Source organism: Tomitella fengzijianii (assembly GCF_007559025.1).
Taxonomy (GTDB): domain Bacteria; phylum Actinomycetota; class Actinomycetes; order Mycobacteriales; family Mycobacteriaceae; genus Tomitella; species Tomitella fengzijianii.
The window spans coordinates 483,800-510,461 of sequence record NZ_CP041765.1 but is presented as its reverse complement, the minus strand read 5'-3'; the positions used below and the strand labels follow the sequence as shown (position 1 = coordinate 510,461).

Below are 26,662 nucleotides of genomic sequence, written 5' to 3'. Positions count from 1 at the left end.
CGCTAGTCGACCGGCGGATAGGTGATCGTCAGGCCGTCGACCACCGCGAAGCTCGTCAGCGTGTGCGGCGTGACCTGCGTCGGGCTCATGATGTCCAGGACCGTGTCCCCGCGCACCAGCAGGGCGTCGCCGATCAGGGAGCGGTGGCAGCGCCAGGGCACCGCCTCGGCGCACATCACCGCCGTGGGCTTCTCCGCCGCGGCCGTCCGCAGGCGGTCGATGCCCTCGGCGAACGCGCCGGTCTGCATGTAGTCGGCGTAGCCGCGGAACGAGGCGTTGCGCCACGCCCCGTTGACCGACGCCTTCGTGGTGTGCCGCAGCCCGCCGAGCTCCTTCATCCGCACGTAGCCGATTCCCGCATCGCGCAGCGTCGCCGCCAGCGCCTCCTCGCCGAACTGCGGGTTGTGCCGCGACTTGGCGATGGTGCGCACGTCCGCGATCCGCTGCACCCCGTGCGCACGCAGCAGGTCCACGAACCCGGCCGCCGGATGCGTCGAATGGCCCACGGTGTAGACGATGAGGCCATCGCCTGCACCGTGCTCGCCGCCGAGGTCCGCCATCATGAATCCACACTAGCGCCGACCGATCCGTGATCCTCGTCGCATCGAATGCCTCATACGAGATGGACGGGAACAACTCTCGCCCGCAGTGTGAGGAGTTGATAGCGATGCACACGAACGACACCCTGCGTAGGACGCTGCGGATCTCCGCGACGGCGGCGCTGGCGGCCGCCCCCCTGGCGATCGGCCTCCCGGCGACGGCGGCCGCCGACACGCCGCCCGCCGGCGGCGACGCCACGTACTACCAGGCGATCCTCAACCCCCTCAACGGTTCCACCGGCAAGGGGCAGCTGATGCTCAAGGTGCAGGGCGACCAGGCCTGGGTGTCCGAGAACGTCCAGGGGCTCGCGGCCACCTTCCAGAACGGGCCGTACCCGCACGTCCAGCACATCCACATCGGCGGCCAGGGCACGTGCCCCGCGCCGAGCGCCGACGCCAACGGCGACGGGATCGTGGACACCGCCGAGGGCAAGGATGCCTACGGCGCGGTGAACACCACGCTGTCCACCACCGGGGACACCAGCGCGAAGGCCGCCACCGACATCAAGACGGCGCCCAGCGGCGGTGCCTTCAAGTATGAGCGGACCATCACCCTCTCGCCGGAGACTCTGGGGGCGCTGAAGGACGGCACCGCCGTCGCCGTGGTGCACGGGCTCGATCCCGCCACCCTTTCGCCGCAGGCCCAGGGCGAGAAGAGCAACCTGGTGCCCGAGTTGCCCCTGGCCGCGACCGCTCCCGCGCTGTGCGGGACCGTCACCGCGTCCCAGATGAGCCAGGTGCCCGGCGGCGGGGTGGACACCGGCGGCGGCGCGACGTCCGGCGTCGAGTACGGCTGGGTGTTCGGCCTCGGCGGCGCCGCGTTCGTGGCGGCCGGCGGCGCGCTCGCAGTGAGCAGGCGGCGCGACGGCGCGCACCGCGGGTGACGGTGCCGTGACGGAACGACGCGCAGGACGGCGGCGGTTGGCGGCGGTCGCCGCCGTCGTCCTCGCGCTCGTCGGGATCGGGGCCGTCGTCGCCGGGTTGACGCTGCAGGAGACGCCGCCGCAACCGCCGGCGGCGGCCGCACCCGAGCCCGGCGCCTCCCCCGCCCCGGCGGCACCGGCGTCTCCGGCACCCGCCTCTCCGGTTCCGGTGGCCGATCCCGTCGCCATCGACGTGCCGGCCATCGGCGTGCACCACACGCTGATGCGGCTGGGGCGGAACCCCGACGGCACCGTGCAGGTGCCGCCTCTCGACCGGGTGGACGTGCCGGGATGGGACACGCTCTCGCCCGCGCCGGGCGCGACCGGGCCCGCCGTCATCGTCGGGCACGTCGACTCGGCCGAACAGGGCGAAGGGGTGTTCTTCGACCTCGGTGCGCTGCGGCCCGGCGACACGGTGGACATCGCCCGCGCCGACGGCACCGTGGCGGTCTTCGGCGTCACGGAGGTGCGGCGGTTCGCCAAGGCGGAGTTCCCGACGCTCCGCGTGTACGGCAACACCGAGGACCCGGAGCTGCGCCTGATCACGTGCGGCGGGGCCTTCGACGCGCAGAGCCGCAACTACGAGGACAACATCGTGGTCTTCGCCTCACTGCTCGATACGCGGCCGAGGTAGCTGCGCGGCCGCCCCGGCGCCCGGACACGATCCAGCCGCCGCGCCGCACGGTACACTCCAGATCTCCGGAGGCATGGGCGACGACATCTGGACTCCGTAGTCCGCCCGGCCGTCCCCGTGTGCGCACGGGGCGGCCGGTGCATCGGGTCGGCCGGTGCACGACGAGACCCCCGATCCGTCAGGACCGGGGGTCTCGCATGATGTGCGCCCGAAGGGATTCGAACCCCTAACCTTCTGATCCGTAGTCAGATGCTCTATCCGTTGAGCTACGGGCGCGTATTCTGTTGTGGCCGTACAGGTGTAACCCTGCACGAAGCCGAACCGAAGTTCCGTGAAGAACTATAGCCCAGCCGGTGGCCGGCGTCGAAACCGGCCCCGCGGAGGCGAGAGGATTTGAACCTCCGGTCCCCGGTTAGAGGACAACTCATTAGCAGTGAGTCCCATTCGGCCGCTCTGGCACGCCTCCTGAGGCCCGCAAGCCCCACAGTGACCGCAGGGCCACCAGCACGAGAGCCTACACAGCACGTCCGACGCTTGGCAAAACGCCCGGGTAGCCATCCCCAGGTGGCGTGGTGGACCGGCGGCGGTGCACCGTCGGACATACTGAGGTCGTGACTGAACCGGCACTGCCCCGCACCCGCCCCGACCTCGACGCGCTGCCCCCCTACGTCCCCGGCAGAACGGTTCCGGGCGCGGTCAAGCTGGCGAGCAACGAGACCACCGCGGGGCCGCTGCCCAGCGTGGCGCGGGCGATCGCCGACGCCGCCGCCACCGCGAACCGCTACCCCGACAGCGGCGCCGCCGCGCTGACGGCCCGGCTGGCGGCACGGGCGGGGGTGCTCCCCGAGAACGTCGCGGTGGGCTGCGGCTCGGTCAGCCTGTGCCAGCAGCTCGTGCAGGCCACCTGCGACCCCGGCGACGAGGTCGTCTTCGCATGGCGCTCGTTCGAGGCGTACCCCATCGTCACGCAGGTGGCGCTGGCCTCGCCGGTACCGGTCCCGCTCGACGCCGACGATGCGCACGACCTCGACGCGATGGCCGCCGCGGTCACCGACCGGACGCGGGTGGTGTTCGTCTGCAACCCCAACAACCCCACCGGGACGTTCGTGGGCGCCCAGGCGATCGAGGAGTTCCTCGCGAAGATCCCGCCGCACGTGGTGGTGGCGCTCGACGAGGCCTACATCGAGTACGCCAGGCCCGGCGACGGGCGCACGGATCTACCGCGGGCGGCGGATCCCGCCCTGCCCGACGCCGCCGTCCCCGACTCGCTCGCCATCGCGCGCCGGCACCCCAACGTGATCGTCCTGCGCACGTTCTCCAAGGCCTACGGGCTCGCGGGAGTGCGGGTCGGCTATGGGATCGGGCACACCTCCCTCATCGGAGCGCTGCGCAAGGTATTCGTGCCGTTCAGCGTGTCGACGCTCGCGCAGGCCGCCGCCGTCGCCTGCCTGGACGCCGAGGAGGAACTCCTCGAACGGACCGAGGCCGTCGTCGCAGAGCGTGCGCGGATGGCCGCCGCCCTCACGGACGCCGGCTACCGCGTCGCCCCGAGTGCTGCGAACTTCCTGTGGCTGCCGCTGGGGGCCCGCTCCGCCGAGTACGCGGACCGCAGCGCCGACGCCCAGGTCATCATCCGCCCCTACGGAGACGACGGGGTGCGCATCACCGTGGGCACCCCGGAGGAGAACGACGCCTTCCTCGCCTTCGCCACCGGGGCCGAGGCGCTGCGCATCGCCGGGGTGTGAATAACCGGCGGCGGGGAACCGCCGCCCCGCGCCGCACCAGCGGTGATTCATCGCCCCCGAAAAACGAGACCGAAACGTGTTCTGCAGACGTACGATCGGTGACCGGATCGTGACCTCGACGGTGCATGGTGGTTGAGGTCCGCCCGGAGCGTGCCCCGCGCACAGCCATGCCGGCGCAACCCGGCGAACCGCTGCAGACGCGCATCGTGGCCCACGGGACGATCGGGAATCGCACAAGAACGGGAGCAACGTGACGGCAGGCGACGAGCGCAGGCGCATCGGTCGTCCGCTACGCGCCGCTGCCGCCGCCATGCTGGCCTTCGCCGCGTCCGTCGTCGCACCCGCCGCGGTCATTCCCGCTGCCGGCGCCGCCCCCGCGGGTCGCACCGAGGTCCGGATGATGGCCATCAACGGCTTCGAGGGCAATCTCCGCGCGCCGGGGGACACGGGCGGCGCCGGATACCTCTCCGCCTACCTGGACCAGCTCCGCGGTGCGGCGGACTCGTCGTTGCTCTTCTCCACCGGCGACAACGTGGGGGACACCCCCTTCGAATCGGCCTACTTCCACGACGAGCCGTCGATCGAGTTCCTCAGTTCCCAGGGGCTCACCGCGTCCGCGATCGGCAACCACGACCTCGACCACGGACTGACGGAGCTGCGCCGTCTGCAGCTGGGCGGGTGCCATCCCGTCGACGGATGCCGGTTCACACCGCAGTTCTCCGGCGCCTCGTTCCCCATGATCGGCTCCAACCTCAAGCTCAAGGACGGCCTGCCCGCAACGCTGCCGTTCGGCGTGAGCTACGCGGGTTCCACGCCCGTCGGCACCATCGCCATCAGCCAGCAGGATCTCGCGACCCGCGTCGCCCCGGCCGGAGTCGCCGACGTCACCGTGGCCGACCCGCTGGAGACCGTGAACCGCACGGCGGACCTGCTGCAGTTCCTGGGCGTGCGCACCATCGTGCTGCTCATGCACGAGGATCTCGAGGTTGCGGCGGACACCGCCGACGGCTGCGCCAGCGCGACCGGCCCGGCACGGCCCATCGTCGACAACGCCTCGCCCGCGGTGGACATCATCTTCACCGGCGGCTCATCCCAGTCGTTCACCTGCACGTTCCTCGACCCGGACAACCGCCCGCGCACCGTGGTCCAGGCGACGCCCGGCGGCACCGGCGTGGCCGTCGCGGACGTGACCATCGACGCGGCCACCGGCGATGTGCTGCGCGACCGGGTGAGCGCCTTCAACCAAGTGGTCCGCCACGACATCTCCCCGGACCCGGCCGCCGTCGCCCTCGTCGACCGCGCCACGACGATGGCCGCGGCCGAGGGCCGGCGCACGGTGGGCACGGCCCCGGTCGCGCTCACCCGCAAGGCCGACGACGCCGGCGAATCCACACTCGGGGAGGTCATCGCCGACGCCCAGCTCGCCGCCACCCGCGGCGCGGGCGCGCAGGTGGCGCTCACCAACCCCGGAGGCATCCGCGCCGACCTGCCCGCGGGGCGGATCACCTACTCCGACGTGTTCTCCGCCCAGCCGTTCCGCAACCGCCTGCGCACCCTCACGCTCACCGGGGCGCAGCTCGACGAGGCGCTGGAGCAGCAGTTCCGCCCCGGCGGCGGCGACGACCCCGACGGCAACGGCAGGACCCGGATCATGCTGCAGCCGTCCGCCGGCCTCACCTACACCGTGGACCCGGCGGCGCCGCTCGGAAACCGGGTCAGCGACATCCGGCTCCACGGCGCCGCACTGCCCGCGGACGCCCCGGTCCGAGTCACCGTCAACGCGTTCGTGGCGGACGGCGGCGACGGGTTCAGCGCCTTCGCCCAGGGCACCGACCCGGCCACCGGCGCACTCGACACGGACGCGCTCGTCGACCACCTGCGCGAGCACTCACCGCTCACCCCTCCGGAGCGAGGGCGCATCACCGTCCGGTGAAGCGGGCGGGCGTGCGCGCGTCGAGCCAGGCCGCGACATCGTCGAACACCTCGTCGCGGTTGACCTCGCCGAACATCTCGTGCCGTCCGCCCGGATACACCAGCGCGGTGAAGTCCGGATGGCCCGCCGCCTCGAGTTCGTGCATGATCCGCCGCAGCGCAGGCCTGCCGCCGAGCGGGTCCTCGGATCCGGAGACGAACAGCACCGGCGTGCGCAGCCGGTGCAGCGACGCCACCCCGCCCACATTGCGGCACCCCACCATGAGATCGCGGGAGAGCGAGAGCGTCGCCGGGAAGCCGCACAGCGGGTCCGCCAGGTTGGCGTCGACGTAATCCGGGTCGCGGCTGAGCCAATCACTGCTGGTCCGCTGCGGCTCGAACTTCTTGCCCAGGCGGCCGCCCAGGTGCTCCACCAGCGGGCTGACGGCGCGGCTCCCCCGGCGGCCCCGCACGCGCATCGAGACCGTGAGACCCGCGATGCCGGCCGCCGCCATCGGCTTGTTCATGTACGTGGTGCCGGACAGGATCGCGCCGTCCACGGCGTCGGCCCCCGCCGGATGGTCGTCCAGATGCTGGCGCACCAGCATCGACCCCATGCTGTGGCCCAGCAGGAAGTACGGGATCCCCGGGAAGCGCCGCGCGCCGATCCTGCGCAGTTCTCGCACATCGCGCGCGGCCGTCTCCCACCCGCCTTCGGCCGCGAAGAAACCCAGTTCACCCGGCCCCAGCGCCGTCTCACCGTGGCCGAGCAGGTCCGCGCCGATCACCGCGTAGCCGCCCGCGGTGAGTTGTGCCGCGAGTTCCCCGTACCGCGCGATCCGGTCTGCCATCCCGTGCACGATCTGCACGACGCCCCGGGGCTCCGCGGGCGGATCCCATTGGTCCACGTGCAGCCGGTGGATGCCGTCGGAACCGGCGAATCGCCACTGGGAATCCGGTCGCCTGCTCGCCATCGCCGCCACGCCGACCAGGGTAACCGCGGCGCCCCGGTTCACTGGCAAGCCGCGCACCCGTTACGCAGGACCGCCCGGGAATCAGCGCTCGGCGTGTACACACGGTGCGCGGGCCGCGGCCCACTGCACTGCGGAAGCGGAGGGATTTGAACCCCCGGTCCGGTTAAGGACGCTCGCTTTCAAGGCGAGTGCATTCGGCCGCTCTGCCACGCTTCCCCGCTGCCGACAGCCGGCGCCGCCCGCAGCGCCCCGAAGCCTACCGGGTCCGGAACACCCGCACGCAGCCCCACCGGCGCTACCGTCGAGGGATGTACGCGATCACGCTTCCCTCCTTCGGCGGTCCGGACGCGATGCGGTGGGCGCAGGTGCCGGATCCCGTCCCCGGCCACGGCGAGGTCCTCGTCGACGTCGCGGCGTCCGCGGTCAACCGCGCCGACCTGTTGCAGCGGCAAGGCCACTATCCGCCGCCGGACGGCGTGTCCGACGTACCGGGTCTCGAATGCTCGGGCACGATCGCCGAGCTGGGCGCCGGGGTGACCGGATGGGAGCCCGGACAGCGGGTGTGCGCGCTGCTGGCGGGCGGCGGCTATGCCGAGCGCGTCGTGGTGCCCACCACCCAGCTCATGCCGGTGCCCGACGGCGTCGGGCTGGTCGACGCGGCCGGCATCCCGGAGGTCGCCTGCACCGTCTGGTCCAACGTGGTGATGCGCGCCGGCCTGACGGCTGGTCGGACGCTGCTGGTGCACGGCGGATCCGGCGGCATCGGCACCCACGCCATCCAGGTGGCCTCGGCCTTGGGCGCCACTGTGGCCACCACCGCAGGGTCGCCGGACAGGCTGGCCCGCTGCCGCGAGCTCGGCGCCGCCATCGCCGTCGACCATCGCACCGCCGACTTCGTCGCGGCGCTGCGCGAGGTGGGCGGCGCGGACGTGATCCTCGACAATATGGGCGCGAAGTACCTGCGGAAGAACCTGGACGCGCTGGCCCCCGACGGCTGGCTGACGATCATCGGCATGCAGGGCGGCGCCACCGGGGAGCTGCCGATCGGTGCGATGCTCGCCAAACGCGCCCGCGTCACCGCGATGGGACTGCGCGGGCGGCCGCTGGACGGACCCGGCGGCAAGGCCGACATCGTCCGCGAGGTCACCGAGCATGTGCTGCCGATGTACGCCGACGGCCGGGTCCGCACCGTCGTACACGCCACCGTCCCCATGGCCGACGCGGCGGAGGCGCATCGTCTCCTCGAATCGGGCGGGGTTTTCGGCAAGATCCTGCTGCGCTGCGACGCCGACCGTGCCAGTGTGGAGGCACCGTAGGCAGGGTCGGCACTGGCACCGGCACGGAAGGGGCGGTCATGGGCGACGACGTCGAGCACCGCGTCTTCACCCGGCAGGACCGCCGGGCCTTCCGGGACAAGGTGCAGCTGTGCCTCGACGCGATGGCCCGCATGCTGGCCGACGACCAGTTCGAGCTGTCCGAGCCGCACATCGGCATGGAGGTGGAGCTCAACCTGGTGGACGGGTCGATGCGCCCTGCGATGGCCAACGGCGAGGTCCTCGAGGCCATCGCGGACGACGCCTTCCAGACCGAGCTGGGCCGGTTCAACATCGAGATCAACGTCCCGCCGCACCGGCTGCGCGACCGGAACGTCTTCGAGCTGGAGGAGTCGCTGCGCGCCTCGCTGAACTCCGCCGACGCCCGGGCCGCCCGTTCCGGCAACCGCCTGGCCATGGTGGGCATACTCCCCACCCTGCGGGCCGAGGACCTCACCGCCCAGTCGATCTCCGCCAACCCGCGCTACTCGCTGCTCAACAACCGGATGCTGGAGACGCGGGGCGAGGACATCGAACTGCGCATCGTCGGCACCGCGCTGCCCGGCGCGGCCGCACCCGAGCGCCTGGAGACCGTGTTCGACTCGATCCTGCCCGAGGCCGCGTGCACGTCCCTGCAACTGCACTTGCAGGTGGGTCCCGACGAGTTCGCGGCGCACTGGAACGCCGCCCAGGCCATAGCGGGAGTGCAGGTGTCGCTGGCCGCCAACTCGCCGTTCCTCATCGGCAAGGCCCTGTGGCACGAGACGCGGCTGCCGCTGTTCCAGCAGGCCACCGACACCCGGCCGCAGGAACTGGTCAACCAGGGCGTGCGGCCGCGGGTGTGGTTCGGCGAACGCTGGATCACCTCCATCTTCGACCTGTTCGAGGAGAACTCCCGGTACTTCCCGTCCCTGCTGCCCATCGTCAGCGACGAGGACCCGCTGGCAGTGCTCGACGCCGGCGGCGATCCGGCGCTCACCGAGCTGCGGATGCACAACGGCACCATCTACCGCTGGAACCGGCCGATCTACGACACCACCGACGGCGGCCACCACATCCGCCTGGAGAACCGGGTGCTGCCGGCGGGCCCCACCGTCGTCGACACCATCGCGGACGCGCTGTTCTTCTACGGCACCGTCCGCGCACTCGTGGACGCCGACCGGCCGCTGTGGTCGCAGATGTCGTTCGACGCCGCACGCGAGAACCTCGAGTCGGCGGCGCGCAGCGGGTTCACCGCCCGCCTGTACTGGCCGGAGGTCGGCTGGGTCAGCCCGCAGGAGCTCGTACTGCGCCGCCTGCTGCCGATGGCGCACGCGGGCCTCGCCGCCTACGGCGTGGCCGCGGAGGTGCGCGACAAATACCTGGGGATCATCGAGGCGCGGTGCCTGGCCGGACGCACCGGCGCCGACTGGCAGCGCAGCGCCGTCGCGGAACGGGAACGGGCGGGCCAGGACCGCCCCGCGGCCCTGGCCGGGATGTTGGCCGACTATCTCACTCTGATGGACGAGGGCACACCGGTGCACGGCTGGCAGCTCTGATGCGCGCTCACCCAGGTCCCGCTACCCGAGGGAGGCGACCACCCGCACCAGCTGGTCCACCTCGTGGACCGTCGAGTAGTGGCCCAGGCCCACCGTCACCGCGCCGCCGACCTCGCCAACGCCGATGGCCTCCAGCACCCGGGATCCGCCGCGCGACGTCAGCGCGCAGATGCCGTTGTCGGCCAGGCGCTGTGTCACGCGGTTCGCCGGCACCCCCGCGACGGTGAAGCTGAGCATCGGCACGCCGGCCGACCGTGCCCCCAGCACCATCACCAGCGGCAGCGACCGCAACGACCCCACAAGGTGATCGAACAGGCCGGCCTGGTGGGCGCGCAGCGCGGTCATGGACCGGACGACGCGCTCACGCCGCGAGTCGGTCGTCCCGAAGCCGCGGTGGCTCTGGGCGTCGGACGAGGCGAGTCCGGCGAGCACCTCGATCGAGGCGACCATGCCCGCCAGCATCGCGTACTGGTGGGCGCCCACCTCGAGCATCGCGGGGCCGGTGGCCGTCGGGTCTATCGCGACGCGCTCGAGCCGGTCGATCACCGCGGGGTCGCGGAACACCAGAGCGCCGACGGGAGGTCCGCCCCAGATGGCGGCGTCGAGGGCTAGCACGTCGGCGCCGAGCTCATGGATGTCCACCGGCTCGTACGGCGCCAGGAAGGCCGCGTCGACCACGGTCAGGGCACCCGCCGCGGATGCCAGCTTGGCCACCGCCGACACCTCGGGTTTGACGCCGAGCGTCGACGACGCCGCCGTCACCGCGACGAGGGCCGTCGCCTCGCCGATCAGGTCCGCGTACTGCCACGTGGGCAGTTCGAAGTTCTCGATGTCCACCTCGGCCCACCGGACGTACGAGCCGTAGAGGTGGGCGGCACGCAGCCACGGGGTGATGTTCTCCTCGTCGTCCACGCGGGACAGCACGATCTCGGTGCCGATGCCGAGGCGCCGCCGCGCGGCCTCCCCGAGCCGCGCCAGGAGCGTGGCACGGTTGGGCCCCAGCACCACGCCGGCGGGGTCCGCCCCCACCAGGTCGGCGACGGCCGCACGCGCGGTGTCGAGGATCCCCGCGCTGCGCCGTGCCGAGGGGTAGGCGCCCGCGGGATCGGAGACCGAGGTGCGGAACGCAGTCGACACCGTGCGTGCCACCGAGTCCGCGATCTGCATCCCCACTTGCGAGTCCAGATGGATCCATCCGTCCCCCAGCGACGGGAAAAGCCCGCGCACCCCCCAGACGTCGTATTCCATGTCGTACAGACTATGTGTCCGCGGGTCGCCGACTCCACCCGCGGACGAGTACCGGCCCGCATCACGAGCCGCACGGACTTCATCCGTTCGATGTACACCGACCACGTGCACAGAGTAGTGGACAGCAGTCCGCCTGACGACAGCCGCGTCGGGCGGACGCGTAGAGCCTCACGCCGCAGGTCGCCGCAGTCGACGGGGGACCGTGCAGAAGCCGCGGCGCACTGTCCGGCGGGGCGGGCACAATAGGTGCAGAACGAGCGAGGACGGGAAACGTATGAGTGATAGCGCAGGCGGCCCCGCAAGCAGCGGCGCCGGAAACGCGGGCGACAGCACGGACAGCACCGGCGCCGGAGGCGACAGTGCCGGAAACGGCTACGTCATCCTGGGCCGCGGTGCGGACGGTGCCGAGGACCGGGCGGGCACGCCCGCCGATGGCGCCGACGGCGGCGGCGAGGACGACGACGGCAACGCTCTGACCTCGATGGTCGAACAGCCGGCGAAGGTCATGCGGATCGGCACCATGATCAAGCAGCTGCTCGAGGAGGTCCGCTCGGCCCCCCTCGACGACGCCAGCCGCACCCGCATGCGCGAGATCTACGCCACCTCCATCCGCGAGCTCGAGCAGGGGCTTTCCGGTGAACTGCGCGACGAACTGGAGCGGCTCACGCTGCCCTTCGGCGACGGGTCCGTCCCGTCCGACGCCGAGCTGCGGATCGCGCAGGCACAGCTGGTGGGCTGGCTCGAAGGGCTGTTCCACGGCATCCAGACGGCGCTGATGGCGCAGCAGATGGCGGCGCAGGCACAGCTCAAGCAGATGCGGCACGCGCTGCCGCCGGGCGCCGTCCCGCAGCAGGGGGCGCCCGGCGGGCAGATGCCGGGCACCGGCCAGTACCTGTGACCGCTCCCCCTGTGCCGCCGCGAACGGCGACGGGCCCGTGACAGCGGCCTGCTAGTACTGTTGGCTCCCGTGTCCGATCCCGTCACCACAGCCCCGCATGATCCCGCCGACCGCATCGTCGGGTCGCGCACGTTCACGCGCACGTTCGCGGACATGCGCCTCGGCTGGTCGCAGCGTGAACTGTGGCTGATGCTGGGCCTGCAGGACATCAAGCAGAAGTACCGCCGCTCCGTCATCGGTCCGTTCTGGATCACCATCGCGACGGGCGTCATGGCCACCGCGCTGGGCCTGCTGTACTCGCTGATCCTCGACCAGGACCTGGCCTACTTCCTGCCCTATCTCACCGTCGGCCTGATCATCTGGGGTCTGATCCAGGGCGCCATCGTGGACGGCTCGGAGGTGTTCATCGCCAACGAGGGGCTGATAAAACAGCTCCCCGCACCGCTGAGCGTGCACGTCTACCGGCTGGTGTGGCGGCAGGTCCTGCTGCTGGCGCACAACCTCATCATCTACGTGATCCTCCTGGCGGTGTTCTGGACGTCGCTGGACCTCTCGTGGTCGTCGCTGCTCGCCATACCGGCGATGATGCTGCTGATCGTCAACGCCGTGTGGGTCACGTTGCTGTTCGGCATCGTCTCCACCCGCTTCCGCGACATCGCGCCGCTGCTGGGCAGCCTCACCCAGCTGCTCTTCTACGTCACACCCATCGTGTGGACCACCAAGGTCTTCGCGGACCGCCCCGGCGCCGCGGAGCGGGCCAAGCTCGCCGAGATCAACCCGCTGTTCCACTACCTCGAGATCGTCCGCGCACCCATGCTCGGCGAGACCGCGGCCGCCTACCACTGGTACATCGTGCTGGGGCTCACCGTGGCCGGCTGGGCGGCGGCGCTGCTGGCCATGCGCAAGTACCGCGCGCGCGTGCCGTACTGGGTGTGAGGCCGCCGCACAGGACGCGGCGCGCGCCGCATCGAACACAGGAACGTACCCACGAGCACAGGAACGGCCCGTATGAACACAGGGACGGCCCGTATGAGCACAGGAACGGCCAAATGAGCAGAGTCAGCATCGACACCCACGGGGCCTGCGTCGACTTCCCCATCTTCGACGCCAGCACCCGGTCGCTGAAGAAGTCGGTGCTCGGCCGGGCCGGCGGCGCCATCGGCCAGACCGACTCGAATGTGGTGACGATCGAGGCCCTGCGCGACATCACCGTGTCGTTCCGGGAGGGCGACCGCGTCGGACTCGTCGGCCACAACGGGGCCGGCAAGTCCACCCTGCTGCGCCTGCTGTCCGGCATCTACGAGCCCACGCGCGGCACTGCGCAGGTGCGTGGGCGCGTCGCGCCGGTGTTCGACCTCGGCGTGGGCATGGACCCGGAGATCTCCGGCTACGAGAACATCATCATCCGCGGGCTGTTCCTGGGGATGACGCGCAAGCAGATGAACGACCGGATGGACGACATCGCCGAGTTCACCGAACTGGGCGACTACCTGGCGATGCCGCTGCGCACCTACTCGACGGGCATGCGGGTGCGCCTGGCGATGGGCGTCGTCACCAGCATCGACCCGGAGATCCTGCTGCTCGACGAGGGCATCGGCGCGGTCGACGCGGAGTTCATGAAGAAGGCGCGCATCCGGCTGCAGAACCTCGTGGCGCGCTCCGGCATCCTGGTCTTCGCCAGCCACTCCAACGAGTTCCTGGCGCAGCTGTGCAACACGGCGATGTGGATCGACCGCGGCGAGATCCGCCAGACCGGCGAGATAGACCAGATCGTCGGAGCCTACGAGGGCCCCGAGGCCGCCCGGCACGTGCGCACCGTGATGGCGGAGATGCGCCGCGAGCAGCAGCAGATCACCGAGGGCGACCGTGGCGACGCCTGACACCGAGCGGATCGTCGCCGTCGTCGTCACGCACCGGCGCCGTGCACTACTGGCCGAGTCTCTGCGCGTGCTCGCCTCGCAAACCCGCCCGCTGGACCACCTGGTGGTGATCGACAACGCCGACGAGCCCGAGGTGCGCGAGCTCGTCGAGTCGCAGCCGATCCCCGCGACATGCATCGGCTCGCGGCACAACCTCGGCGGCGCGGGCGGCTTCGCGCTGGGGATGCTGCACGCCCTGGCGCTGGGCGCGGACAGGGTGTGGCTGGCCGACGACGACGGCCGCCCGGACGGGCCGGACGTGCTGGCCACCCTGCTCGGCTGCGCACACCGGCACGGGCTGGCCGAGGTGTCGCCGGTGGTGTGCGACATCGCCGAGCCCGACAAGCTCGCCTTCCCGCTGCGCCGCGGGCTCACCTGGCGCCGCCTGCGCAGCGAACTCCGCCGGCCCGACGACCCGGAATCCGACCTGCTGCCGGGCATCGCGTCCCTGTTCAACGGTGCGCTTTTCACCGCGGCGGCGATCGACGCGGTGGGAGTGCCGGACCTGCGCCTGTTCATCCGCGGAGACGAGGTGGACGTGCACCGGCGGCTCGTGCGCTCCGGGCTGCCGTTCGGCACGTGCCTGGAAGCCGCGTACCTGCACCCCGACGGCGCCGACGAGTTCAAACCGATCCTCGGCGGCCGCATGCACACCCAGTACCCGGACAACCCCGGCAAACGGTTCTTCACCTACCGCAACCGCGGCTACCTCATGGCGCAGCCCGGCATGCGGCGGCTGCTTCCGCAGGAGTATGCGCGCTTCGGCTGGTTCTTCCTGGTGCAGCGGCGCGACCCCGCCGGATTCCGCGAGTGGATGCGGCTGCGGGGGCTCGGGCGGCGCGAACGGTTCACCAAGCCGTAGCCGCGGGCGCTCCGCGCCCCCGTCAACCCCGCAGCAGGGACAGGCGGACCTGCCGATCCGGGTTGTCGACGTTGAGGTCCACCAGCGTGATGGACTGCCACGTGCCCAGCATCAGCCGGCCGCCGACCACCGGCACCGTGGCGTAGGGCGCGATCAGCGCCGGCATCACGTGGGACCGTCCGTGCCCGGGCGTGCCGTGCTGGTGCCGCCACCTGCCGTCGGCCGGTACGAGATCGCGCAGGGCCGTCAGCAGGTCGTCGTCGCTGCCCGCACCCGTCTCGATGATCGCGATGCCCGCGGTGGCGTGCGGCACGAACACGTGCAACAGGCCGTCGCCGCCCTCGTCCGCCACGAATTCCCGGCACCGGCCGGTGAGATCGAGAACCGCTTCCTTGTCGCCGGTGCGCACGGAGAACGTCTCCGATTTCACGCCATGGACCTCCTTCCACGAACGTGCCCGGCAGGCGCGCGGACCGCGCGCCTGCCGGGCAGGGGTGACCGTCAGGCGTCGTGCATGATGACGCCGCGGATGTTCTTGCCGTCGCGCAGGTCCTGGTATCCCTCGTTGACCTGCTCGAGGGTGTACCGCTTGGTGACGAGCTCGTCCAGCTTGAGGTCGCCCGAGTCGTACAGGCGCAGCAGCCTGACGATGTCCCACTGCGGGTTCATCGAGCCGAACAGCGTCCCCATGATCGTCTTCTGGTTCAGCGTCAGGTCCGCGCCGGACACGTGCACCGTCAGCTTCGCCGGGTCGGCGAGCGCGGTGATGACGACGCGGCCGCCCTTGCCGATGACCGCGGTCGCGTCCGAGACCACCTTCTCGTCCACCGTGCCGACCAGGATCAGCGCGGCGTCGGCGCCCTGCCCCCAGGTCAGCTCGTTGACCTTGGCGGCCGCCTCCTCCGGGGTGGCGAAGGCGTGGGTGGCGCCGAACTTGAGCGCCGTCTCACGCTTGAGCTCCACCGGATCGACGACGACGACGTACTTGCACCCGGCGCCCACGGCGCCCTGCACCGCGTTGATGCCGAGGCCGCCGATGCCGTAGATGACGGCCGTGTCGCCGTTGCGCAGGTTGCCGGCGTTCACCGCGGTGCCCCAGCCGGAGGGCACCCCGCAGCCGACCAGCACCGCGGTCTCCAGCGGCAGCCAGTCGTCCACCTTGACCACGGAGTGCTGCGAGATCGTGGCCCGCTCGGAGAAGGTGCCCAGCATGCACATCCCGCCGAAGTCCTTGCCGTCGCCGTGGAAACGGAAGGTGCCGTCCGGCAGGTAGCCCTCGAGGATGGTGGCGCCCATGTCGCACAGGTTCTGACGCCCCGTCGAGCAGTACCGGCAGGTGCCGCAGTTGGGGATGAAGCTGCACACCACGTGGTCGCCCGGCTTGACCTTGGTGACGCCGGGGCCGACCTCCTCGATGATCCCGGAGCCCTCGTGGCCGCCGACGATGGGATAGCGCGGCGGCAGGTCGCCGTCGGTCAGGTGCAGGTCCGAGTGGCACAGGCCCGCGGCCGTGTATTTGATGAGCACCTCGCCGGGGCCGGGGCCGTCGAGGTCGAGCTCCATGATCTCGAACGGCCTGCCGGCCTCCAGGAGTACTGCTGCCTTGGTCTTCATGGTTTCCTCCTTGTCAGAGCACGAGGGTGCTCACAGCGCGATGTTGACGGATTTGGTGGTGGTGTAGAGGTCGAGGGCGCCCGCTCCCAATTCGCGCCCCCAGCCGGACTGCTTGTAGCCGCCGAAGGGCATGGCCGTGTCGAAGCCGTTGTACTGGTTGACCCACACCGAACCGGCCTTGATCTGGCGCGCGGTGCGGTGGGCCTTGGAGACGTCCTTCGTCCAGATCCCGGCGGCCAGCCCGTAGATCGAGTCGTTGGCCGCGGCCACGACGCCCTCGTCGGCGTTGAAGGGCAGCGCCGCCACCACGGGCCCGAAGATCTCCTCGCGCACCACGGAGAAGTCCGGCTGCACATCCACCAGCACCGTGGGTTCGACGAAGTAGCCGCTGTCGCCCCAGCGTCCGCCGCCGGAGAGTGCGCGCGCCCCGTCGGCGAGGCCGTCGCGCAGGTAGCCGGTGACCTTGTCGAACTGCTCCTGCGAGATCAGCGGGCCGAGTTCGGTGGCCGGATCCATGCCGGGGCCGATCCGCACCTTCGAAGCGGCCTCGGCGACCGCCGCGGTGAACTCGTCGAAGATCGTGTCCTCGACGTACATCCGGGTGCCGGCGACGCAGCACTGCCCGTGGTTGAACAGCCACGCGTTGAGCGAGCCCGGCACCGCGGCCTCGAGGTCCGCGTCGGCGAACACGATGTTGGGGCTCTTGCCGCCGAGTTCGAGCGAGACCTTCTTGAGGTTGCCCTTGGCGGCGTCGACGATCTTCTTGCCCACCTCGGTGGAGCCGGTGAACGCGATCTTGTCGACGGCGTCGTGGCCGGACAGGGCGGCGCCCGCGTCGCCGTAGCCGGTGACGATGTTGACGACGCCGGGCGGGAATCCGGCCTCGGTGAACACCTCGCCCAGCAGCAGCGCGCTCAGCGGCGTCTGCTCGGCGGGCTTGAGGATCACCGTGTTGCCCGCGGCGAGCGCCGGCGCCAGCTTCCAGGCGGCCATGAGGATCGGGAAGTTCCACGGGACGATGAGCCCGCACACGCCGACGGGTTCGCGCAGCGTGTAGGCGTGGAACTGCCCGCCGGGCGCGAAGGGCATCGACACGTTGACCGTCGAGCCTTCGATCTTGGTGGCCCACCCCGCGTAGTAGCGGAACACATCGGCCGCCCAGGCCACGTCCACGGCGGTCGCGATGCCCACGGATTTGCCGTTGTCGAGCGCTTCGAGCTGACCGAACTCCTCGGCGCGTTCGCTGAGGATGTCGCCGATCCGCCACAGCAGCCGCTCACGCTCGTTGGGCTTCATGTGCGGCCACGGGCCCTCGTCGAATGCGCGTCGCGCCGCCCGCACCGCCCGGTCCACGTCGGCGGCGTCGCCGTGCGCCACCTGCGCGAGTTCGGCGCCGGTGGCGGGGTCCTCGGTGCCGAACGTGCGCCCGGACGCCGCGTCCGCCCACTCGCCTCCGATGAGCAACTGCTTGCGCCCGGACAGGAATCGCCGTACTGCGGGCACCACCGACTGCGAGCCGTGTTCGATGAGCGCTGTCATGAAACCTCCTCGACTGGATGTGTTCTGCAACACACCCATCGTCGATCGCGAACGGCTCCCGCGGGTGTTCAGACTCTGGACACCGCACCTGGTCGTCCGTCCAGCACGACGGACGGCCTCAGACCTTCAGCGTCCGCATGCGGGCGTAGAGGGTGGTCCGGCTGATCCCGAGCTCCTCCGCGGCCTGCCTCTTGTTGCCTCCCTTCGCTGCGAGCGCCGCGACGATGGCGGCGCGTTCGGCGCGTTCCATCCCGGTCAGCCGCGCCGCCGTCGCGCCCCGCCGCACGTGCTCCGGGAGGTCGTCGACGGTCACCGTGCCGCCGCTCCTGCACACGGCGGCAGCCAGGACCGCGCGCAACTCGGTGATGTTCCCGGGCCACGGGTACGACGCCAGGACCGTCGCCACGCCGGGCGGCACCCGGGCGCCGCCGTCCGGGACGAGCTCCGCGAGAACGCCGGCGACGATCCGGGGGAACTCCGACTGCCGTTCACGCAGTGGCGGTACCGCCACTCTGCGCTCGCACAGGGCGGCCAGCGCTTCTCCGGCGCCGGTCCCGGTACGCACGGTGACGACCAGGCATGCGCGGCCGGCGCCGCCCGCGAGCGCCCGCGAGACCCGACGCAAAAGCGGATCCGGCAGTAGATCGGCGTGCTCGACGAGCACCACCGCGCCATCGTCGCGCTCCGCGTCACGAAGGGCGTCCGCGAACCGGCGGCCCCAGACACGCTCGCCGTCGGCGCCGGCCTCCAGCGTGTCGGCCTCCAGCGTGTCGACCTCCACCGCGTCGAGCAGCGTCAGCCGCGGCACGTCCGCGGCCACGGTCTCGCCCGCCCCGTCCGCACCGTCGATGAGACGCAGCGCGGCGGTCGTCACCCCGCTGCCCGGCTCCCCGACCACCGCGACGGAGCCCGGCCCCGCCTCCGCGTGCCCTGATCCCGAGCGCCCTGCTTCCGGGCCCCCCGCCGCGGGGACGGTCCCGGGCCGCAGCGCCCCGGCCACCGCTTCGATCCGGAACACCGTGCCGGCCCCGGCGCCCTCGACCCGCGTCATCGCGACCCGCACGGGCACCCCCGAGACGAGCACCGCGTCCGTCGTCGACGGCCGCCCGGCGACCAGGCCCCGTGCCAGTCCGCGCAGCATCGGATGATCGCGCGGGTCCACGAGGTCGAGCGCGGCCGGGTCGGCGAGCGCCAGCTCGTCGCCCAGCCCGACGACGGCCGCATCGGAACGGGAACGTCGTCGGGCCTGCTGGTACGCGGACATCAGCCTGAGATCCTCGACGCGCGCGCCCTCGACCAGCCTGCGTTCGATCTCCTCGACCGCGCGGACCACGAGCGGCAGATAGAGCGGATTGGCCGTGGCCTGGACTCCGGTGATGTCGACGACGCCCTCGACCCGGCCGGTCAGCGGATGGCGGATGGGGTGCCCGTAGCAGCTGAAGCCTTTCAGCGATTCGAGGAAGTGCTCGGCCCCGTGGATGGCCACGCCGCGCCCGAGCTCCAGCGCGGTCCCCAGGCCGTTGGTCCCGGCCTGTTCCTCGCTGTAGAGCATGCCGGGGATCACGCCGCGCCGCTCCAGCGCACGCTCGGCGGCGCCGGTGTCGGACCAGCGGTCGACGATGACGCCGTCGCGGTCGCCCAGCAGCAGGGCCACCCCCGTGCCGGCGGTGTGCCGGGCGAGCTCGTCGAGCACCGGGCCCGCCGCGCGCCGGACGGCGGCCGATCCGGGGCCGCCGGTGAACGCCGTGATCGCGTGTTCCGGCTCCAACCCGCACATGACCGAGCGCTGCCACGAACGCGCGATGTCCGCGCGCAGGTCCTGCGCCCCGCCGGGTGCGGGACCACCGAGTGGACGATCTGGCATCTCACACCCTGCCCGTCGACGACGCACTCCGGCGCGGGAGCCGCGCAGACCCACGGCACCGGATTCACTGGCCACCCTGCCCGGCCGGCCGCGCCGCGGAACGGGTCACGCTGCAGAACGGACCGGCCGACTCACGGTGCGCGCCGCGCACACCCCGTGATACGAATCACGATACCGTAGTATCCGCGAGGTCGATCCCGTACAGCCGCGCCCAGTTCTCCCGGCCGGTGAGAGTCGGGACTGCGGCCCGGTAGGCGTCCTGCGCGGCGGGGCCTTCCGCGATGAAGCGACGGACGGTGGTTCCGAGCCGCCGGGTGAGCGCACGCGCCTGTGCGGCATCGCGGCGCCGGCGGCGCACTCCGCCCTGCGACGCGTCCGTCACGTAGACCTCGCCGAAAGCCGACACGTGCCACCAGAACGAGTCCTCGTACGGGATCGCCACCGGCCCCGGTTCGACCCGGCCGGACAGCTGGCGCGCCGCCTTCTTGGCCAGCACCAGGTCCTCTTTGTCCTTGTCGATCGGCCCGACGATCCGGCGCACCGGGGCGCCCGCCGGCATCTCCGAGACCGGCAGCCGCTGCGTCTCCGGGTGGCCGGACCGCAGTTCCCGCACGCGCGCCAGCAGTTCCCGGCCGCCGTCGTCGAGCACGCCCGGCCCCTCGAGGAACGCGTCGACGGCCGCCAGGAGCGTCTCCGCGAACCCGTACTGCATCGCGACGATCGCGCTGAGCACCCGGCGCGACAGCTCCTTGCTCAGCTCCCGGACGTCGAAGTCGCTGTGGATCGCCGCGGTGATGAGTGAGTTGCGCAGGCCGAAGAACTGCCCGAAGTCGTCGCCGTCCTTCCAGTAGAAGTCGGCGTGCCATACGGACGCGCCGGGCAGCGTCACGGTGGGGAATCCCCGGCCCCGGGCACGGATGCCGTACTCGATGTCGTCCCACTGGAAGAAGTACGGCATGGGCAGCCCGATCTCCCGGATCACCGACGCCGGGATAAGGCAGGACCACCAGGCGTTGTAGGGCGCGTCGATGCGGCGTTCCTGCACCTTGTCGATGACCGACACGTCGTGCAGCGCCTGGTCGTCGGCGGGCAGGCCGGCCTTGAGGACGGACAGGTCGTCGCCCTCCGCGGACAGCAGGAGGTAGTCGGGGTTGTAGAGGTACAGCATCTGCGCGCCGACTAGCATCGGCGACGCGGTGTGGTCGGCGAACGCGGTCATCCGCAGCACCGTCTCCGGCTCGACGCGGACATCGTCGTCCATCAGCAGCACGTTCGCCTGGCCGGCGCGCCCGGTCACCTCGTACATGCCGCGGCTGAAGCCGCCCGCTCCGCCGAGGTTCGGCTGGCGCAGGTAGTGCAGGCGTTCGCCCAGCGCCTCCGCGGCGGCGGCGAACGCGGGCCGCGAATCCACGGTGTCGGTGCCCTGGTCGGTGACGTAGACGTGGTCGAGCACGTCGAGCACCTCCGGATCCGACGCGAGGGCCGCCACGGTGGCGGCGCAGTCGTCGGCCCTGTTGAAGGTGCAGATGGCGACGGCGTTCGGCAGGCGCCCCTCGCGTGCCTCATCGGCGCCGACGGTCCAGCGCACGCCGTCGACCGTCAGCGGCAGGTCGCCCGCGCGGAACTCCAGCCACATCGCCCCACCGTCGAGGAACTTGTCCACCGGGGCGTCGAACTCGACGGTGACCGGCCCGCCGCCGGGCTCGGCGTCGACGGAGGCGAAGTCCACGGTGCGCTCGTGGCCGGCGATGTCCGACGCCCGGACCCGCACGGTCCCGTGCGCGCCCACCGGCTCCGCGGATTCCGGCCGGCCCAGCCGCACGTCGGCGCGCACGCGCACAGCGGTCACGCCCGTCCAACGCTGCCAATAGGAGGCCTCGAAGCGTCCGAAGTAGGCGTTGGTGTGGGCCATCGCGCCGGGCTGCAGGGTGATCTCAGCGCGCAGGCGGCGGGCAACCCCGCGAGTCACCTTGCTGTAGAGGTCTTCGCTGACCCAGTCCGCGGGCCCCGCGAAGTGGTTGCGCTGCACCAGCCTGCGCGCGTTCGCCGTCTGCACTCTTTCGCCTCACTTGTCTGCCGGTTCGCCGCTGCGCTCGGCCGCCGTCGTGATGTGGTTCCGCCGCCGTGGTGTGATGCCGCCGCCGTCACTTGATGTTGAAGATCACGACCCTCTGCACCACGAAGTTGATGACGGTGGCGGTGCCCTGTGCCACGCAGTATGCGATGAACGTGTAGATGATGCCCTCCGGGAGCACCCTGAACATGACGTCGAACAGGCCTACCTGCACGACGAAGGTGACCGCGTAGAGCACCGCCACCGCGATGAACCGCGCGGTGGACGGCGGCGCCTGGAACGTCCACCGCCTGTTGATCAGGTATGCGGTGGTGGTGCCGCAGATGAAGCCGACCGCCTTGGCGGGCGTGTGCCCCATGCCGAACTGCATGAGCAGCACGGTGAGGCCGAAGTCGACGATCCCCGACAGGGCCCCGGTGATGATGAACCGCACCATCTGGGTCTTCAGCCCCAGATCGGTGGCGCCCACGTTGTCGGTGACGGGGATCTCCGCGGGCATCGGGTACTCGTGCGTATGCGGATCCCGGGCGCTCGAACTGGTATCGGACACGAGGGACAGGGTAGCCGCTGCGGTCCGCCACGCCGTGTGCGTCACCCCACGTGCCGTCGGCACCAAGTGACCACGCGGTAGCCTCTACCCGATGTCCACAACCGCTGACAGCAGCACCACCGGCGACGCGGACGCGTCCGCCTCCCGGCCCGCCCCGCTGCCGACGTCCCCACGCAGCCTCACCGGCTGGGGCCGCACGGCAGCCAGCACCGCGCAGGTTCTCAGCACGCCCGACGTCGACGTCATCGCGCGTGCCGTGTCCGAGGCGGCGGACCGGTCCTCCGGCAAGCCCCCGCACCTGCGCCGCGGCATCATCGCGCGCGGGTTGGGGCGGTCCTATGGCGACCCGGCGCAGAACGCCGGCGGCCTGGTGGTCGACATGACCCCGCTCGACCGCATCCACCGGATCGACAGCGACACCCGGCTGGTGGACGTGGACGCCGGGGTCTCACTCGATCAGCTCATGAAGGCGGCGCTGCCGTTCGGCCTGTGGGTGCCGGTGCTGCCGGGCACCCGCCAGGTGACGGTGGGCGGCGCCATCGGCTCGGACATCCACGGCAAGAACCATCACAGCGCGGGCAGCTTCGGCAACCACGTCACATCGATCGACCTGCTCACCGCGGACGGCGAGGTGCGCAGGCTCACCCCCCGCGGCGGCAAGAGCGACCCCCGGGGCGCGCTGTTCTGGGCGACGGTCGGCGGCATGGGGCTCACCGGCATCATCCTGCGGGCCACGATCCGGATGACGCGCACGGAGACGGCGTACTTCATCGCCGACGGCGACCGCACGGAGACGCTGGACGAGACCATCGCACTCCACAGCGACGGCAGCGAGAGCCAGTACGACTACTCGTCGGCCTGGTTCGACGCGATCTCCGCCCCGCCCAAGCTGGGCCGCGCCGCGGTGTCCCGCGGGTCGCTGGCCACCCTCGACCAGCTCCCGAAGAAGCTGCAGAAGGACCCGCTCAAGTTCGATGCCCCCACGCTGCTGACGCTGCCCGACGTGTTCCCCAACGGGCTGGCGAACAAGTACACGTTCGGCGCCATCGGCGAGGTGTGGTTCCGGAAGGCCGGCACCTACCGCGGCAAGGTGCAGAACTTGACGCAGTTCTATCACCCGCTGGACCTGTTCGGGGAGTGGAACCGCGCCTACGGCCCCGCCGGATTCCTGCAGTACCAGTTCCTGGTGCCCACCGAGGCGGTCGACGAGTTCAAGCGGATCATCCGCGACATCCAGGCCTCCGGCCACCACTCGTTCCTCAACGTGTTCAAGCTGTTCGGCGAGGGCAACAAGGCCCCGCTCAGCTTCCCCATGCCCGGCTGGAACATCTGCGTCGACTTCCGCATCAAACCGGGCCTGCACGAGTTCGTCACCGAGCTCGACCGCCGAGTCCTCGAGTTCGGCGGCCGGCTGTACACCGCCAAGGATTCGCGCACCTCGGCGGAGACCTTCCACGCGATGTACCCGCGGATCGACGAGTGGATCGCCGTGCGCCGCGCGGTGGACCCGGCAGGGGTGTTCATGTCCGATATGGCCAGGAGGCTGGAGCTCAAGTGATCGACGCCGTAGGAAACCCCAAGTCCGTCCTGCTGCTGGGCGGCTGCTCGGAGATCGCGCTGGCGATCGCCTCGGAGTACCTGGCCACGTCGCCGCTGCGGGTGGTGCTGGCGGACCGCCCCGAGGCGCCCCGGGAGGCGGCCGCCGAGGCGCTGCGCGGCAAGGGCGCCACCGACGTGCGGATAGTCGACTTCGAGGCGCTGGACACCGATGCGCACCCCGCCATGATGGATGAGGCGTTCGCCGGCGGCGACATCGACGTGGCCGTGGTGGCGTTCGGCCTGCTCGGCGACGCCGAGGAGCTGTGGCAGAGCCAGCCGAAGGCCGTCCGCGTCGCGGGCGTCAACTACACGGCCGCGGTCTCGGTCGGCGTGCTGCTCGGCGAGCGCATGAAGGACCAGGGGCATGGCCGCATCATCGCCATGTCGTCGGTGGCCGGCGAGCGCGTGCGCCGCTCGAACTTCGTCTACGGCTCCACCAAGGCGGGGCTGGACGGCTTCTACCTCGGCCTGGGCGAGGCGCTCGCCCCGAGCGGCGTGCACGTCACCGTCATCCGCCCCGGCCAGGTGCGCACGCAGACCACCGTCGACTACTGGAAGTCCGCGGGAATCGAAGAGGCGCCGCTGACCGTCGACAAGGAGGACGTGGCCAAGCTGGCCGTGTCCGCGTCCGCCAAGGGCAAGGAGATCGTCTGGGCCCCCGGAGCCTTCCGCTACGTGATGATGGTGCTGCGGCACGTGCCGCGCAAGATCTTCCGCCGCCTCCCGGTGTGATGCCGTGACGGCGACGACCAGCGACGACCACCCGGCCGGCGCCACCGACAGCGGCGGCGCCGGTCCTGCCGGTGCGCCCGCCGGGCTCCCCCCGCGCCGCGGCCGCGGACCGGTGGCGGGCGCGCTCGGCTCGCTCGCGGGCGCGGGGGTCGTCGCGGCCGCGGTCACGGGCGCGGGGCTGTTCGTCATCGACCGCACCAGCCTGCCCGCATTCACCACCTCCAACATGACGCAGGCGCTGACCACGCTGCTGCAGGTGGCGTCGCTGGCGGTGATCACCGCGGGCGTGCTGCTGCTGCGGCGCGACGGCCGCAGCCGCCGCGGCAGGCTGTTCTCGTGGGCGGGGCTGTCCGCTTTCGCCACCGTCACGCTGGCCGTGCCGCTGTCCGCCACCCGCCTGTACCTGTTCGGCATCTCGGTCGACCAGGAGTTCCGCACACAGTTCCTCACGCGCATGACGGCGACCGCCGGGCTGCACGACATGAACTATGCGGATCTGCCCTCCTACTACCCCGCCGGCTGGTTCTGGGTGGGCGGACGGCTCGCAGACCTGCTGAACATGCCCGGCTGGGAGTTCTACAAGCCGTACGCCATCGGCTCGCTGGCGGTGGCGATCGTCGTGGCGGCCGCGCTGTGGTCCCGGCTCATCCGGGCCGACCTCGCGGTCATGACGGCCACGGCCCAGGCCGCGATCGTGCTGGCCTACGGCTCCCCCGAGGCGTACGGCGCGATCGTCGCCGTTCTCATCCCCCCTGTGCTGGTCCTGGCCTGGTCGGGCCTGCGGGCATCGCTGCGTCCGGGGGCCCGCCGCCGCACCGGCTGGGCCGCGGTGATCGCCACGGGGGTGTTCCTTGGCATCTCCGCCTGCATGTACACGCTGTACACGGCGTTCGCCGCCTTCACGGTGGTGCTCATGGCGCTGGCGGCCGCGGTCGCCGCGGCCTACCTGCATGCCCGCGACGCCGCGGTCACGGGGCGCACCCCGGCTCCGCTGTGGCGCCGCATGCTCGCCCCCGCCGCGTTGCGCACGGCCGTGTCGCCGCTGGTGCGGCTCGCCGCCGCCGGGATCATCGCCGGGCTGATCGCGCTCATCGTGTGGGCGCCCTACCTGCTGCGGATGGCCGACCACCCCACCGTCGACTCCACCGCCATGCACTACCTCCCGGAGTCGGGCGCGCTGCTCCCTCTGCCGATGTTCAATGCGAGCCTGCTGGGCGCGCTGTCGCTGCTGGGGCTGCTGTGGATAGTCCTGAAGTTCCGCGCCTCGGTGCGTGCGCAGGCGCTGGGCATCGCGGTCGCGGCGATCTACCTGTGGACGCTGCTGTCGATGGCGTGGACGGTGCTGGGTTCGACGCTGCTGAGCTTCCGTCTCGAGCCTGTGCTGCTCCTGCTCCTCGGCGCTGCGGGCGTGTTCGCCGTCTTCGACATCGCCAGGTGGGCGGTCGGCAGGGCCCGGCTGTACCAGCCGGCCGCGGTCGCCGGCGTGCGGGCGCGCCGCACGCGCGCCGTCATCACCGTGCTCGGGGTCATCGCGGCGATAATGTTCGCCCAGAACATCCCGCACGTGCTGCAGACGGAGATCTCCGTCGCCTACTCCGACACCGACGGCTACGGCGAGCGCGCCGACAAGTACCCGCCGGGCGCGGCCGCCTACTTCGATGAGGTCGACGCCGCGATCATGGACCAGGTGAATACCCCCCGCGACGACACCGTCGTGCTCACCACCGATTTCCCGTTCCTCAGCTACTACCCGTACCTGGGGTTCCAGGCGATCACGTCGCACTACGCGAACCCGCTGGGCGACTTCGCCGCGCGCACCGATGCGATCAAGCAGTGGACCGAGGCCCGGGACGCCGACGAGTTCCTCAGCGAACTCGACTCCGTCCCGTGGCGGCCCCCGCAGGCGTTCATCATGCGCACCTCCGCCGACGGCTACACCCTCCGCCTGTCCGCGGACGTCTACCCCAACGACCCCAACGTCAAGGTGTTCACCGTGACGTTCCCCCGCGAACTCTTCGACAGCCAGGAGTTCACGAAGACGGAGATCGGACCGTTCACCGTCATCGTGAGGAAATGACCGCTCAACCCTCTGGACCGGCCCGCACCACCGCGGGGCACGCACCGGT

Annotated in this window: 22 protein-coding genes and 3 tRNA genes; 13 read left to right on the top strand and 12 right to left on the bottom strand. The window is 71.4% G+C overall.

Features of this window, described 5'->3' with window-relative positions; all coding sequences use genetic code 11:
* Positions 1 to 2: 2 nt before the first annotated feature.
* Complete coding sequence (locus FO059_RS02330) at positions 3 to 563, bottom strand: DUF488 domain-containing protein (RefSeq protein ID WP_235671109.1); 561 nt, start codon at positions 561 to 563, stop codon at positions 3 to 5.
* A 104-nt stretch (positions 564 to 667) separates the two neighbouring features.
* Here FO059_RS02330 and FO059_RS02325 point away from each other — a divergent pair, with 104 nt between their 5' ends.
* Positions 668 to 1,483 (top strand): hypothetical protein, encoded by an 816-nt coding sequence (locus FO059_RS02325; RefSeq protein ID WP_210416602.1) that lies wholly within the window; start codon positions 668 to 670, stop codon positions 1,481 to 1,483.
* Between the two features lie 7 nt (positions 1,484 to 1,490).
* Entirely contained in the window at positions 1,491 to 2,156 is a 666-nt protein-coding gene (locus FO059_RS02320) for a class F sortase (protein WP_143906021.1), read from the top strand.
* Between the two features lie 203 nt (positions 2,157 to 2,359).
* Here the strand turns inward: FO059_RS02320 and FO059_RS02315 are convergent.
* Positions 2,360 to 2,432 (bottom strand) — tRNA-Arg (locus tag FO059_RS02315).
* 102 nt (positions 2,433 to 2,534) lie between these two features.
* Positions 2,535 to 2,622 (bottom strand) — tRNA-Ser (locus FO059_RS02310).
* A gap of 145 nt (positions 2,623 to 2,767) precedes the next feature.
* Here FO059_RS02310 and hisC point away from each other — a divergent pair.
* Both hisC and FO059_RS02300 read left to right on the top strand, forming a co-directional pair.
* Positions 2,768 to 3,901, top strand: coding sequence for a histidinol-phosphate transaminase (gene hisC / locus FO059_RS02305; RefSeq protein ID WP_143906019.1), 1,134 nt, complete (start codon positions 2,768 to 2,770; stop codon positions 3,899 to 3,901).
* Positions 3,902 to 4,151: 250 nt separating this feature from the next.
* Entirely contained in the window at positions 4,152 to 5,834 is a 1,683-nt protein-coding gene (locus tag FO059_RS02300) for a bifunctional metallophosphatase/5'-nucleotidase (RefSeq protein ID WP_143906017.1), read from the top strand.
* Here the strand turns inward: FO059_RS02300 and FO059_RS02295 are convergent.
* Both FO059_RS02295 and FO059_RS02290 read right to left on the bottom strand, forming a co-directional pair.
* Entirely contained in the window at positions 5,821 to 6,786 is a 966-nt protein-coding gene (locus FO059_RS02295; protein ID WP_235671135.1) for an alpha/beta fold hydrolase, read from the bottom strand. The two genes, FO059_RS02300 and FO059_RS02295, sit on opposite strands and share 14 nt — an antisense overlap.
* A gap of 131 nt (positions 6,787 to 6,917) precedes the next feature.
* Positions 6,918 to 7,002, bottom strand: a tRNA-Ser gene (locus FO059_RS02290).
* A 92-nt stretch (positions 7,003 to 7,094) separates the two neighbouring features.
* Here FO059_RS02290 and FO059_RS02285 point away from each other — a divergent pair.
* Together FO059_RS02285 and FO059_RS02280 are read left to right on the top strand one after the other, a co-directional pair.
* Positions 7,095 to 8,102 carry an NAD(P)H-quinone oxidoreductase gene (locus FO059_RS02285; protein ID WP_143906013.1) on the top strand — a complete coding sequence of 336 codons (1,008 nt, stop codon included), beginning with the start codon at positions 7,095 to 7,097 and terminating at the stop codon, positions 8,100 to 8,102.
* A 38-nt stretch (positions 8,103 to 8,140) separates the two neighbouring features.
* Positions 8,141 to 9,637 (top strand): glutamate--cysteine ligase family protein, encoded by a 1,497-nt coding sequence (locus FO059_RS02280; protein ID WP_143906011.1) that lies wholly within the window; start codon positions 8,141 to 8,143, stop codon positions 9,635 to 9,637.
* 21 nt (positions 9,638 to 9,658) lie between these two features.
* Here FO059_RS02280 and FO059_RS02275 read toward each other — a convergent pair whose 3' ends face one another.
* Complete coding sequence (locus tag FO059_RS02275; protein WP_143906009.1) at positions 9,659 to 10,885, bottom strand: cysteine desulfurase-like protein; 1,227 nt, start codon at positions 10,883 to 10,885, stop codon at positions 9,659 to 9,661.
* Positions 10,886 to 11,159: 274 nt separating this feature from the next.
* On the opposite strand from FO059_RS02275, the gene FO059_RS02270 reads away from it, so the two are divergent.
* From FO059_RS02270 to glfT1, 4 genes are all read left to right on the top strand, one after another.
* Positions 11,160 to 11,783 carry a bacterial proteasome activator family protein gene (locus tag FO059_RS02270; protein WP_143906007.1) on the top strand — a complete coding sequence of 208 codons (624 nt, stop codon included), beginning with the start codon at positions 11,160 to 11,162 and terminating at the stop codon, positions 11,781 to 11,783.
* Between the two features lie 69 nt (positions 11,784 to 11,852).
* Positions 11,853 to 12,719, top strand: coding sequence for a galactan export ABC transporter permease subunit Wzm/RfbD (gene wzm / locus FO059_RS02265; protein ID WP_443741647.1), 867 nt, complete (start codon positions 11,853 to 11,855; stop codon positions 12,717 to 12,719).
* Positions 12,720 to 12,832: 113 nt separating this feature from the next.
* Positions 12,833 to 13,663 (top strand): galactan export ABC transporter ATP-binding subunit Wzt/RfbE, encoded by an 831-nt coding sequence (gene wzt, locus FO059_RS02260; RefSeq protein WP_143906005.1) that lies wholly within the window; start codon positions 12,833 to 12,835, stop codon positions 13,661 to 13,663.
* Positions 13,650 to 14,564 carry a galactofuranosyltransferase GlfT1 gene (gene glfT1 / locus FO059_RS02255; protein WP_143906003.1) on the top strand — a complete coding sequence of 305 codons (915 nt, stop codon included), beginning with the start codon at positions 13,650 to 13,652 and terminating at the stop codon, positions 14,562 to 14,564. The genes wzt and glfT1 overlap by 14 nt, the downstream gene beginning before the upstream one ends.
* Before the next feature lie 22 nt (positions 14,565 to 14,586).
* On the opposite strand, the gene FO059_RS02250 is transcribed toward glfT1, so the two are convergent.
* The 6 genes from FO059_RS02250 to FO059_RS02225 all read right to left on the bottom strand — a co-directional run bounded on the left by FO059_RS02250 (position 14,587) and on the right by FO059_RS02225 (position 22,205).
* Positions 14,587 to 14,994, bottom strand: a complete 408-nt coding sequence (locus FO059_RS02250) for a secondary thiamine-phosphate synthase enzyme YjbQ (protein ID WP_143906001.1) — start codon at positions 14,992 to 14,994, stop codon at positions 14,587 to 14,589.
* 71 nt (positions 14,995 to 15,065) lie between these two features.
* Positions 15,066 to 16,178 carry an NDMA-dependent alcohol dehydrogenase gene (locus FO059_RS02245; RefSeq protein ID WP_143905999.1) on the bottom strand — a complete coding sequence of 371 codons (1,113 nt, stop codon included), beginning with the start codon at positions 16,176 to 16,178 and terminating at the stop codon, positions 15,066 to 15,068.
* A gap of 30 nt (positions 16,179 to 16,208) precedes the next feature.
* A complete protein-coding gene (locus FO059_RS02240) occupies positions 16,209 to 17,717 on the bottom strand; it encodes an aldehyde dehydrogenase family protein (RefSeq protein ID WP_143905997.1) in 1,509 nt (502 codons plus the stop codon).
* Between the two features lie 118 nt (positions 17,718 to 17,835).
* Positions 17,836 to 19,581 (bottom strand): sigma-54-dependent Fis family transcriptional regulator, encoded by a 1,746-nt coding sequence (locus tag FO059_RS02235; RefSeq protein ID WP_143905996.1) that lies wholly within the window; start codon positions 19,579 to 19,581, stop codon positions 17,836 to 17,838.
* 166 nt (positions 19,582 to 19,747) lie between these two features.
* Positions 19,748 to 21,637: a glycosyltransferase gene (locus tag FO059_RS02230; protein ID WP_143905994.1), complete on the bottom strand. Its 1,890-nt coding sequence runs from the start codon at positions 21,635 to 21,637 to the stop codon at positions 19,748 to 19,750.
* Between the two features lie 88 nt (positions 21,638 to 21,725).
* The gene (locus tag FO059_RS02225; protein ID WP_233267085.1) at positions 21,726 to 22,205 is read right to left on the bottom strand and encodes a GtrA family protein; all 480 of its coding nucleotides are present in this window, start codon (positions 22,203 to 22,205) and stop codon (positions 21,726 to 21,728) included.
* Between the two features lie 91 nt (positions 22,206 to 22,296).
* Between FO059_RS02225 and FO059_RS02220 the strand changes: the two genes are divergently transcribed.
* The 3 genes from FO059_RS02220 to FO059_RS02210 all read left to right on the top strand — a co-directional run bounded on the left by FO059_RS02220 (position 22,297) and on the right by FO059_RS02210 (position 26,613).
* Positions 22,297 to 23,763, top strand: coding sequence for an FAD-binding oxidoreductase (locus tag FO059_RS02220; protein ID WP_143905992.1), 1,467 nt, complete (start codon positions 22,297 to 22,299; stop codon positions 23,761 to 23,763).
* Positions 23,760 to 24,536 (top strand): decaprenylphospho-beta-D-erythro-pentofuranosid-2-ulose 2-reductase, encoded by a 777-nt coding sequence (locus FO059_RS02215; protein WP_143905990.1) that lies wholly within the window; start codon positions 23,760 to 23,762, stop codon positions 24,534 to 24,536. Before FO059_RS02220 ends, FO059_RS02215 begins: the two co-directional genes overlap by 4 nt.
* A gap of 112 nt (positions 24,537 to 24,648) precedes the next feature.
* Positions 24,649 to 26,613: an arabinofuranosyltransferase gene (locus FO059_RS02210; RefSeq protein WP_143910352.1), complete on the top strand. Its 1,965-nt coding sequence runs from the start codon at positions 24,649 to 24,651 to the stop codon at positions 26,611 to 26,613.
* Positions 26,614 to 26,662: the final 49 nt, after the last annotated feature.